General features: G+C 78.3%; 1 protein-coding gene. It reads right to left on the bottom strand.

Annotated elements, in window-relative coordinates; all coding sequences use genetic code 11:
- Positions 1-53: 53 nt before the first annotated feature.
- Positions 54-1,345, bottom strand: a 1,292-nt coding sequence (locus J0670_RS38110; RefSeq protein WP_207817346.1) for a restriction endonuclease, incomplete at its 5' end; no start/stop codon positions are given.

The raw sequence follows: 1,345 nt of genomic DNA, 5'->3' as shown, positions 1-1,345 counted from the left end.
CCGACGGGGCGCCCGCCGGGCGGGCCGTCGGAGCGAACTTCCGGGCGGGGTGGTCAGAGCCCGGCGGCGAGCGGCAGGCCCAGGTGGGTGCGGGCGAGTTCACGCACCCCGTCGCCGTCGACCAGGTGGATGTGCCGGTGGCTCTCCTCGGCGGTGAGGTCCAGGGCCTCGTCGCTGAAGCGGCCGGTGGTCAGCCGCAGGCCGCGCTCGGCGGACTCTTCCCGGACGGCCTCGGCCAGGGTCTCGACCTGCTCCACGGTCACCGGCGCGGCGCCCCGGGAGGCCCACACCACCCAGCGTCCGGGCAGTGCGCTGCCGGGGGCGCCCTCGCCGGTGGCGACCAGCCCGGCCGGGCCGCGCAGCCGTACGCTCCACTCGGCGAGCCCGCCCCGGGTGAGCAGGTCTCGCACCAGCTGGGCGAACTCGTTGGCGGACAGGTCGGGCGCGGAGGGGACGGTGGCCCCGGTCCTGGCGGCCGGTTCGACGGACACCCGGGCGTACGGGTCCGGGGTGACGGCGGCGCCGAGCTGGCGCAGCCGGACCAGCGCCTCGTCCTGTTCCGCGTCGGCGTAGACGCCCTCGTCGTCGCGCTCCTCGTACGGGGTCTCCGGAGGTAGCAGCCGGGTGCGGGCCAGGGCGTCGCGGTCGGCGTCCACGCTGAGCAGGCAGAGCGGCTCCGCGGTGCCGGGCTCGCGCAGCCAGCCGTTGAGGACGACCCCGGCGAGTATCTCGTCGGTGTCCACGGCGTCGGCGGCCTGCAGGGCGCGCAGCGCGAGCCGGGCGACCAGCCGCAGGTAGTCGGTGGCCCGGTCCGCGGGCGGGCGGGGCACCGGGACGATGTCGCCGTCGGGGGCCAGCCGGTAACCGGTGAGCGAGGGCACCAGGTCGAGCGGGGGCAGGTCGAGGTCCAGGACGGCGGTGCGGGTGAGCGGGCGGAAGACCGCCCGGCAGGGGGCGGGCAGATCCTGGGTGGCGGTCTCGGCCGCGGCCAGTGCCCGCTCCAGCAGCGACTCCACGGCGGCCGGCTCGGCCAGCCGGTAGGCCCGGCGGCACTCCTCCAGGGTCTCGTTGTACTCGCGCACCGCGCGGGCCCGGACCTCCTCGGCCGCTTCGTGGGCGCGCCGGGACTCGTCGGCGGCCGGGCTGCCGGCCTCGGCCCGGCTGGTGCGCCACTCGCGCAGGGCGCGCTGGTGCGCGAGCCGGGCCTGGGCCAGTTCGCGCTGGTAGCCGGAGTCGAGCAGGCGGCGGGAAGGGCCGCTCTCCGGGTCGGCCGCGGCCGGCTCGTCGGGGGCGAAGTCCTCCCAGCGGGGCTCGGGTGCCTCGGCCGTGTCCGGGCCGTCGCCCG

Origin of the sequence: Streptomyces sp. FH025, from assembly GCF_017427025.1 — a bacterium.
Lineage (GTDB): Bacteria > Actinomycetota > Actinomycetes > Streptomycetales > Streptomycetaceae > Kitasatospora.
The sequence above is the reverse complement of the archived record's forward strand: the minus strand, read 5'-3'. Positions and strand labels throughout refer to the sequence as shown.